Below are 10,131 nucleotides of genomic sequence, written 5' to 3' on the forward strand. Positions count from 1 at the left end.
CAAATCTCAGGATCAGTTGGCACGCCGACTGATCAGCCAGGAACTTGGACATAACCGCCTCGATGTCACCGTGGCATACCTAGGAGGTCGCAAATGATGTTCTACGCAAACGGCACCCGGATTCAGGTCGACGGCAACATGCTGGAAAACCTGTTGAAGTGCGATCCGCGAAAGCAACGGGGGGTCCGGGCTCATGGTCGCCGGATGGTGCGAATTCAGAAGTTGATTCATGAGCGTTTCGGCGTGAGGCATCCCTGGCAATGGAAAGCCAAGCACGTACGTTGGGTGATGAAAGATGGTTTGGGGGATATCTCCCCTGCGACGGCCTATGACTACTGGCGCACTTGCCGATGGACCCTGGAAGTGACAGGAGTCTACGAGGATTGGGAACCTCACTTGCGTGGGCCTTGGCTCAATCCGAAGGGGGAGCTGCGTCCCGCAGGGCGTGGAGGTCGGCCCCCCAAGCGACCATAAACACCTGACCACTGAATAACCCGGCGCGTAGCGCCTGTGTTCCCGCGTTGGGTTGGGTTGGCGACCACTGTGGCTGGATTTCTTTAGCGACCAGATGATTCGCAGGATGCCCAGGGGCGTAGCCCCTCGATGGCATCCTTTCTGCGCCTGTGGCGCAGGCAACTTCAGGCGGCCGAAGGCCGGGCGGAGCGAAGCGGAGGGTAGGCGAGCGCATCGCGCTCTTTTCTGTTCCTTTTCCCTTTTATTCCTTTTAGAGGCTGCAACTAACTGAAATTAAAGGCTTTATAGCGTTAAAAAGGGACGGATTGATGGTCAAAAGGGGACGGATTGATGGTTAAGAAGGGACGGATTGATGGTTGTATAGGGGACGGATTGATGGTATTAAAGGACTCATTATAAAAAGTCCCTTAATGGAGACGGCATGGATTCCGCACTGGTCTATAAGAGCAACGCCCTGATTGAAGCGTCCTACCGCCTCAGCATTTACGAACAGCGCATCATTCTTGGGTGTATTGCCCAGGTCCGGCGAGACGAGGCTTTGACAGATCAGCGGCTTTACACGGTCAGCGCCCAGCAGATCGCCGACATGACTGGCACTCAGCTAGGAACGGCTTACCAGAACCTTAAGACAGCGTCTGAACGGCTGTTCCGGCGGGAGGTAACACTACATGAGGCCCCCAATGGCCAAGGTGGTGCCAAGGTAAGGCTCACGCGCTGGGTTCAGGAGGTGGTCTACCAGAAAGATCGAGGTACGATAGCTCTTCGTTTTAGCCAGCCCATGGTGCCCTATCTCTCCCAGCTCACCGAACAATTCACCCGTTATGCTCTGACAGACATAGCCCGTATGGATAGCTCTCACGCTATCCGGCTCTACGAGATGCTTTGTCAGTGGCGTGGCGCCGGCCAGCGCGAAGTATCCATCGAGTGGCTGCGTGATGCCTACCAACTGGACGACAAATATCCAGCCATCAAAGACTTCAAGAAACGTGTTATTCAGCCCTCTATCGAGCAGATCAACGAACACTCACCGTTGTGGGTGAAGTGGGAGCAGCGTAAGACCGGGCGGCGGGTCAGCCACTTGATATTCACATTCGGCGAAAAAGAACCGGATGAGGCCAGCGTAAATGGCGAAAGGTCTAGCAAGCTCAAGCCTACAAGCAAGACCAGCAAGACCAGCAGAAGCACTCAGGGCGCGATATACGGCATTCCCATGAGCATAATTGAAGCCGCAGCGCAGCCAGGCGAGAGCTACGAGGATGCCGCTCTGCGGCTCCTAGAAGAAGCTTCCAGAAGGAAAACCTGAACCGGCCTCATTGACCCTCCTTCCGATAGTCATGTTTTGACAGTCCGGTATGAGGGCAAGCCTGCAGTGAAAGGTGCTTCTTGCTAGCACATTGCGAATCCTACTCTAGCACTAACCCCACCATTTCTTTTCTTACGTACGAAAGAATTGCTGTAATCCCGGGACCTGCAGCTCATTCTGTAATATACGAGTATGGCACGTAGTACCTTTAAGTAGCACGTGCCGAAAAAAATTATAACGCCCCTAGTTTTTTAGTTTTATTTTCATTTGCTATTCTATCTATATCTGCTAATAAAGCCCCAATATTTGTATAAGGATTTAACATGTGCGGTTTGCTTTCATCATGCTGAGAAGCGTCCAAAGTGGACCTATTCATCCTATCAGCTCTAGTTATAGCCAATTCTATATTGCCATTGATTTTTTCAAAAACACCTTCGAATGATTTTTCATAGTTATTAATTCCTACATCATTTAGGTGCTTTTTTAAATTACTTTTTCTAAGAAGGTCATCACAAGATGAATATTGCGCATTATTCTCTTGGAAATGAAGAAGCAGCCATAGCTCAAAACAAACATTACTTAAAGCAACACTTATGTTTTTAGCTCTAGCTTTATCAATGGCTTCTTGATGCAGCCTATCTTCGTACTTTGCCGTTGCTTCTCTATCATATACGACCCAAACAGAATCTTTGCTCGGGGTAGTAGAAGAAGCCCGTAATTTACAGGCTTCGTTGACCAGCTCTCTTGGCGTATTTTTCTTTGTATTCTTTACATCTATAACCTTAAAGCCTTTATTGTTTATTCCAGGAAAAAACTTATCTATATATCCCTTTATATAGCTTGGCTCTGTCTTTTCACCTTCACAAAATATATGTATAACGGGATTGAGCGGGATAGACGCTTTCCCTTTATTCCTTTTCTTCGGCATCCTTAACCCTCACTAAAGATTCCTTTAAAACTTCTCTTATAGCATCGTAATCAATTTGAGGTACTGCACCAAAACGTCCATCAGCGTACCACTTACCAAAGGGACTATCTATTTTTACAAATCCCTTGTCAAAATCTTCTAAAGAGGCAAGTACTGTTTCACCCTTGTTCTTTTCAGTAAGCCACAATTGATCACGCCTCAGAAGCTCCGGTGACATTAACCCAATGTTGTGCGTGGAGAAGATTAACTGGGCTCCATTCACATTTACCTTTTTATCGTTAAACAAATTAATAATTAATTCAGCAATGTGTGGATGAAAGCTACTTTCTAGCTCATCGATAACTAACACACTACCATTTTCAAAAGCTTCCATAATAACAGGGAACACTCGAAATATTCTTTGCGTTCCTGAAGACTCCATATCTTCTGAAAACTTTTTAGTGTTCCCATTTTCGTCTTCATGGAAGAAGACTGGAACTTTCTTAAAATCCTCTTTTATTTTTGTAGCTAATTCTTTCGGCATATCGTCTGAAAACTGGAAGCTTGAGATATCTCTATCTTCAAAATTAATATTCCTTATCCCAGTATCTATGCTTGATAAAACATTTGAAATCCTATTAACTGCAGTGGTGTTATCTCTCCATGTAGAAAGACTAATATTATAATTGAATCCCATGTAAATTATTCCAGACCTGAAATAATTAAACAGTTCTTTTATAACGTCAGGTGCATCAGCCGTATTTCCAGCTTTGGCTATATATGTACTATTATTGAAGAAAGCTATTTTCTTTCTTCCTCCCTTATACATCTTCCCAAACGTGATATCATCCCAATCGTCATTTTCATTACGTGAAAATAGATTCGCCTTTTGGCGCGAAGGATAAAAATCTAAAGATTCATGTGTAATTTTATTTTCTAAATACGATACTTTATATATATATCTCAAGTTATCTTTCGAGAAAAATTCAATCTCAAAAGTTATAGGGCTATGTTTATTTTCTTCACATAATTCATACGGCTCATAACATGGAATGTTATCGCCATCTTTCAAATCACCGCTATCACATATTAAATACTTAATCGCAGAGAATGCTTTTAAGATATTACTTTTTCCAGAAGCATTAGATCCATAGACAGCAGCTGTTTTAAACAGTCCTAACTTACCATTTCCCGGATAGAATATATTTCCACTCAAATGATCAGATTTACTTTCTGCAAATAAACTGAACACTTGTTCATTTTTTATAGACCTAAAGTTAGAAATAGTAAAATCAACAATCATATCAATCGTCCTTACATAGGCTTTGCGATGGATTTTTTTCGCAAATTAGCTCTAGGGTAGATACTAGCATGCTTCTATAGATAAGGTCTCTACCTATGATTGGTGCCTCTCAGTGCCATTCACTTGCTCAAAAATCGACTCATGATAAGGCGCGTAATCATGAATTTCGGCGTTTTGGAGCCGGTACGGCGGGGCTGTGTCGCGCAAATGCGATGGGGCTGATGGAGGCTTGGCACCTCGCCCTTCCTGTTTTCGCACGAATGAGGGAGCTTTCTTATCACGCATGGTAGAACCCAGCCGCATCTCAACTCCCCATCTTCCCTTACCCCCAAAGCGCTCTGCCAGGGGGAGCCAAAAGCGCCGCTCTAGGTGTGTCCACTTTCTAGGGAAAGTGGACACCTTAATCTATTTTTTCAATATCTATACCTACCTGCCCGCCACCTCAATTCCTTTCAATATTCAGCGCAGGTAGACCATCCACGATTTTCTGGGTCTCCAGGCTGACGGTTACTACACGCATGAAGAGCTCAAGCGGGTATTTGGCGTCGCCCATGGTTTCGATGGCCCAGTCGTTGGCGTCGTTGACGATTCCGCTGGCTTTGTGGGTTGTGACCGCTTGGCGTTCCATCACCCAGCTCAGCGCTGGTTTGCCGTTGACCACGTAGTCCCATGCTTCCAGCGGAATATCGCGCAGGGTGATGCGGTTGTTGTAGATCACGGTGCTGGGGTCGTTAACGTTCTTGTTGGTTTCTGGGTCTTTTTTCTTGGCGCACTTCATCTTCTGAACGCGGCAATCTTCTGCAGACAGGCAGGAAACGCTCACCTGCTTACCATTTCGCTCGACGGTCAGCGGATAGGGTTCGACTGTTTCATAGTTCAGATGCCACTCAGCCAAGGCACGACCGGCTTGGCTGAAGGCCCAGAAGTCTTCGGCTCTCTTAACTGCAGGGATGCGGGGCAGTTCTTTGCTGAGGTTATCGGCAAAGCGCTCGCGGTAGTCAGTCGAATTCAGGATGCCGTAGACGTAGTAGAACAAGTCTTCCTTGCTGATCTGCTCGCCTGGGTAAGCGCTCTGGAAGTGAGTCAGCCCTTCATCAGTGATAGCATCACGGCGGCGTAGATTGCTGCTCTCTTCCTCACCAAACAGATCAGACTCATCCATTTGTTGATCGACTTCGTCGTAGAGGTAAAGAGGGAAGCATTGCGCACCTGCTTCTAGTGAGTTGAAGTCAATTGGCTGACTATTAATTAGTGCTGTAGACCCTTTGCTTCCTCCAGAGCCATTCACACAAATAATCAAGTTTTTTGAATCAATATCAGGAAAGATGCGCGGCATCTGGTAGACCATTTCGTTAAAACGCCGATTAAAATATACCCATTGTTTGGTAAATGGTCGGTAAGTGCTTGGAACAACACAGGCTGAGTCATATTGAAAAACGTGGTCTTTGCTCAGTTCTTTCTTAAGAGCCCGCGTCCAGCTAATTCGCTCTGGGTTGGCATCAACAAAATCATTAACAGCGCTGTCACGCGCTTTTTTGTCCAACCCTGCATGCGCCTGATTGAAACGTTCTACTTCCACATTGTAGAAATCAATCATACGGCTCATATTCACTTCCAGCTTTGATCGGCTGGCGTTATATGCCCAAGAATCTCGGGCGGTCAGAATTCCTTGAGAAAAGTTATCGAAAAGCTTTGGCTGATCAGTTTTCTTGTCACCCAGCACCATAAACTCACCAAAGCTGTTATCCCGCTGGTTGAGCCAATCGCCATGGGAATCGGGAGTGATTGTCTGCCATTGCTCAATACCACCGACGCTAGCGAACGCCTCGATCTTCTCAAGCTTCTCCTCACGGCTCAGATAGTCACCGATATCATGGAAGTGGATTTGACCATGCTCGGCAGCATCCGGGTTCTTGACCAATAGAGACATGGCGATAGGAGCACGGCTGCCACTGCCAAAAATCTTGCCACCTTCTTTGCGTGAGGTTTCACCGGAAGTCCGTTGGTTACCCCGCAGATGGAACACATACAGGCTGGAGAACTCATCAGCCAAGCACTTACGTAGACCATCAGCCGTGTTAGCTTCCAAAAACCCTGCGTTGGTGACAAAACCGATGATACCTGCATCACCAATACGGTCGCTGGCCCAGCGAATAGAGCGGATATAGCTGTCGTATAGACCTTTTGCGAGAGTAGCCGTAGAGCGTGCTGCATATGTCGTGCGAATGCGCTCATCCAGCGCTGGATAGCCAACATTGACGTTATTGTCGTTTTCACTGCGTTGCCCGATGGAATACGGTGGATTACCCACGATGACCCGAATATCCAACGCCTTCTGACGCTTGCGCCGCTCGCTGTTGTCTACCAGCAGCTCATCAATCAGGTCGTCCTTCTCGTACATCTGGAAGGTGTCAGTCAAGCAGATGCCCTGGAACGGTACATAGTCGCCACCAGCCAGGCCGTGATAGACCGCCTCGATATTGATGGCAGCAATGTAGTAGGCCAGCAGCACGATTTCGTTGGCATGGATCTCGTTCTGATATTTGTGAGCCAGCTCCTCCGGTTTGATCAGGCCGGACTGCAGCATGCGGGTGATGAAGGTTCCAGTACCGGTGAACGGATCAAGGATATGCACGCCCTTACTGCCTAGGGTCTGGCCGAATTCCTGTTGCAGCAGGTGATTGACGCTGTGCAGGATGAAGTCCACCACTTCCACCGGGGTATAGACGATGCCCAGCCGGTCGGTCATGCGTGGGAAGGCATTGGCAAAGAACTTGTCGTACAGCTCAACGACGATCTTCTGTTTGCCCGCGGCGTTGTCGATACCTGAGGCACGCATCCGCACGCTCTCGTAGAACTTCTCCAGGGTATCCGCCTCTTTACCCAGGTGATGCTCCTGCAGCGCATCAAGTACCGCTTGCATGGCCTGTGACATGGGGTTTTGGCTGGCGAAGTCGTAGCCATCAAACAGCGCATCGAACACCGGCTTGGTAATCAGATGCTGAGCGAGCATTTCGACAATCTCGCCGTCGGAAATGCTGTCGTTGAGGTCGTCGCGCAACTCCTTGGCAAACGCCTCGAAAGACGCCCGTTCGCTGGTGTTATGGGGATTCTCCAGGATGCCCTGTATGCGGTCGATATGGGTGCGGGCAATCTTGGCAATGTCGTTGGCCCAATCTTCCCAGTGGTGGCGGTTGCCACACTTCTCGACAATCTTGGCGTAGATGGCGCGTTCGATATCACCGACCTCATAGGTCAAGTCACCTTGCTGAGTCATCTGGCCCTCAGCCTCGTACTTGGACTGCTGCTTGCCGATGCCGTGCTGTCCCTTACCTGGGTTCTTGTTCTCGGTGCTGCTACGCTTGGATTTTTTGTTGATCTGGTCGGTGATCGAAATGACTTCCATTTTCTGCCGATCAGGGCCATTCAGATCGAGTTTATTGATAGTGGAGTCAAAACTGTCATCGTGGGAGCGCAGTGCCTGCAACACCTGCCAGACGACACGATAGGTCTGGTTGTCGTTGAGCGCTTCATGGGCCTGCATACCGGCAGGAATAACTACCGGCAGCACCACATAGCCTCGCTTTTTACCCGGCGCGTTGCGCATCACTCGGCCCACTGACTGCACCACATCTACCTGGGAGTTACGCGGGGTGAGGAACAGCACGGAATCCAGAGCAGGCACATCCACGCCTTCGGACAGGCAACGCACGTTGCTGAGGATGCGGCAGGTGTTCGTCGGCGTTTCATCCTTGAGCCAGGTGAGTTTGGCTTCTTTCTGGCTAGCATTCATGCCGCCATCCACGTGCTCGGCTTCACAGATCAGGTGGGCGTCGTCATCCAGCTCTTCCGACGCCTGATATGCCTCCACAACGGACTGGAACATATTGGCGATGTTGACGGAGCTGACCTTGTGCTTTTTGCCTTTGTAGTCGGGTGAGATCACCTGACAGAACGCCACAGCCCGCTTCATGGGCTGACTATCACCCGTCAGGCTTTCGGCCAAGCCTTGCTTGGATAGCGCCTTCCAGCAGCCAACAATCTTGGCCGCATCATCGACCTTGAGCTGGTTGTCCTCATCTTTGAGCAGGTCCTGAAGACGACGGTTGATCACGCTCTCTTCAACAGTGAGTACCAGCACCTTGTAGTCCACCAGCAGACCACGCTGAACGGCCTCGGAGAAATTGATCACGAACAGCTCTTTGCCATAGAGCGCTTCGTCATCCATAGAGCACAGCGTCACCTCACCAGACTCAGCTTTGATCTTGGCGTCATCGCCGTAGATGCGCGGTGTGGCGGTCATGTAGAGGCGCTTGGCCGCACGGATATAGTCGCCGTCGTGAATCCGCACGAAGTTGCTTTCATCGTCATCATCAAAAGTTGCACCAGTGGTGCGGTGCGCTTCATCACAGATAACCAGATCAAAGTCAGCCATGTTGTATTCGTGCTGGGCACGGCTGATTACGTCGATAGAATGGTAGGTAGAGAACACCACGCTCATGCTGTCATCGTCGTGACGCTTCAGCGTCTCTTCAGACAGGCGATTTGCTTTGGTGGTGGCCGGATAGCGCAGTTCGTGAGTGAACACCTGCACGGCATCATCATCGGTCTTGCGCTTCTTGCCCACATCGCTATCGGAACACACCGCAAAACTATGTAGCGGTGTTTCACTCTCTTGGGTCCACTCCGTCAGGGTCTGTGACAGTAGCGACAGGCTGGGCACCAGGAACAGAACGCGCTTACCCTTGCCTGCCACATGCTCGGCGATTTTCAGGCTGGTGAAGGTCTTGCCGGTGCCACATGCCATGATCATCTTGCCGCGCTCAGCGGTTTTCAGGCCAGCCGTGACAGCATTCAGCGCCGTCTGCTGATGATCACGCAGCGTTTTCTTGGTCTTGAGTACCACCGCCTGGATGGACTGGTACTGAGCCCAGTCAACCTGACTGTCTTCCAGCGCCTGCAAATCTATCTTGCTTACCGGGGGCTGCTGCCCCTGCAAGGCATCCTCAGCGTGCTCACTCCAGTTGTTGGTCGTAGTGACGATGATCCGGTGCGAGAACGGCGCCTTGCCTGATGCAGTGAAGAAGCTGTCGATATCCTTACGCTGGACGCGGTGTGTCTCGGCGTACAGTTTGCACTGAATAGCATGGTATTCACCGGTCCCCTTGGTACGGGCTACCAGGTCAATACCGGTATCACGCCCATCCAGCCCCTGCTCATTCGCCCAGTCGGTATAGGTCCAGACCTGCTCGTACAGGTCTCGATACGTTGCCTCGTTACGTAGATAGATAAGAATCAGCTCCTCAAAGTAAGTGCCTTTCTCACGCTCAGTGACGGAGGCAGAGCGATAGCTATCAAGTAAGGCTGAGAGAGCTGACATAAACGTTAATTCCTTTTAAACCTGTGGTGCCTGGGGTTCTGGATTGGGTGCCGATAGGGTATCGCGAAAGATGCTACCTCAAACCGGATTAAACGTATGTAAGTGTCCATGCGAAATTAAACGTGCGTAGGAGCTCAGCAAGAAACCGATTCTGTAGGCCAGAGCCTGACCTCTCGACCTTCCCTACCAGGGTGTAGGCTTTTTGAGCGAGAGTAACGAACACAGACTGCTCTTCAGCTTGGCCTTTCACTTACTTACGAGCTTTCAAAGCAGCCATTTCAGCAGCAAATAGATGCGATGATCCCTTATCAGCATCTGCCTGAGAAATTTTCTCGGGAGCAGGCAATCTTCTCAGCTCTCTTAGCTCCTCGCGCATCCCTGCGAGCTCATCAGCCTGACGTTTAGTTAGCTCAACGAGCTCAGATAACAGCTGTGTCATCTCTGCTACAGATGCTTGTTGCGTGAGGCTAGGAGCATCTGTTGCGTCATGTTGCGTCTCAACAGGTGAGTTGACTGGTTCCCCCCAAACACGCAGCAATTCAGAAAACGCAATCACACGCGTACCATCGCCACGCACTGTTGATGACACGCGGCCTGCTTTCATGGCTCTGTGTACTGTAGAGCGTGCTTTTCCGTACAATTTTGCAGCTTGAGCCACCGTCAATTGTTGCTGTTGCACAGTAGAGCGTCCTGTTGCGTTGCGACTGTTGCGTCAGTGTACCTTCTGATGCCACCTGCAAGGGTGGTTACGGTCAGCCAAGACG

6 protein-coding genes are annotated in these 10,131 nt (G+C 49.6%); 2 read left to right on the plus strand and 4 right to left on the minus strand.

The genetic code is table 11. The features are described from left to right. Positions 1 to 93 precede the first annotated feature (93 nt). Both ACN0SD_RS20185 and ACN0SD_RS20190 read left to right on the plus strand, forming a co-directional pair. Entirely contained in the window at positions 94 to 474 is a 381-nt protein-coding gene (locus ACN0SD_RS20185) for a hypothetical protein (protein WP_417809975.1), read from the plus strand. Positions 475 to 895: 421 nt separating this feature from the next. After that, positions 896 to 1,777 (plus strand): replication initiation protein, encoded by an 882-nt coding sequence (locus ACN0SD_RS20190; RefSeq protein WP_417809976.1) that lies wholly within the window; start codon positions 896 to 898, stop codon positions 1,775 to 1,777. Positions 1,778 to 2,009: 232 nt separating this feature from the next. Here the strand turns inward: ACN0SD_RS20190 and ACN0SD_RS20195 are convergent, their stop codons facing one another. The 4 genes from ACN0SD_RS20195 to ACN0SD_RS20210 all read right to left on the minus strand — a co-directional run bounded on the left by ACN0SD_RS20195 (position 2,010) and on the right by ACN0SD_RS20210 (position 10,046). Continuing rightward, positions 2,010 to 2,705, minus strand: a complete 696-nt coding sequence (locus ACN0SD_RS20195; protein WP_417809977.1) for an RloB family protein — start codon at positions 2,703 to 2,705, stop codon at positions 2,010 to 2,012. Then, entirely contained in the window at positions 2,686 to 3,987 is a 1,302-nt protein-coding gene (locus ACN0SD_RS20200; protein ID WP_417809978.1) for an AAA family ATPase, read from the minus strand. Before ACN0SD_RS20200 ends, ACN0SD_RS20195 begins: the two co-directional genes overlap by 20 nt. Positions 3,988 to 4,429: 442 nt before the next feature. Next, on the minus strand, positions 4,430 to 9,367 hold the full coding sequence (locus tag ACN0SD_RS20205; RefSeq protein WP_417809979.1) for a DEAD/DEAH box helicase: 4,938 nt from the start codon (positions 9,365 to 9,367) through the stop codon (positions 4,430 to 4,432). Between the two features lie 250 nt (positions 9,368 to 9,617). Further along, positions 9,618 to 10,046 (minus strand): hypothetical protein, encoded by a 429-nt coding sequence (locus ACN0SD_RS20210; RefSeq protein ID WP_417809980.1) that lies wholly within the window; start codon positions 10,044 to 10,046, stop codon positions 9,618 to 9,620. Between the last annotated feature and the right edge of the window lie 85 nt (positions 10,047 to 10,131).

This window comes from Thioclava sp., assembly GCF_048263065.1.
Taxonomy (GTDB): domain Bacteria; phylum Pseudomonadota; class Alphaproteobacteria; order Rhodobacterales; family Rhodobacteraceae; genus Thioclava.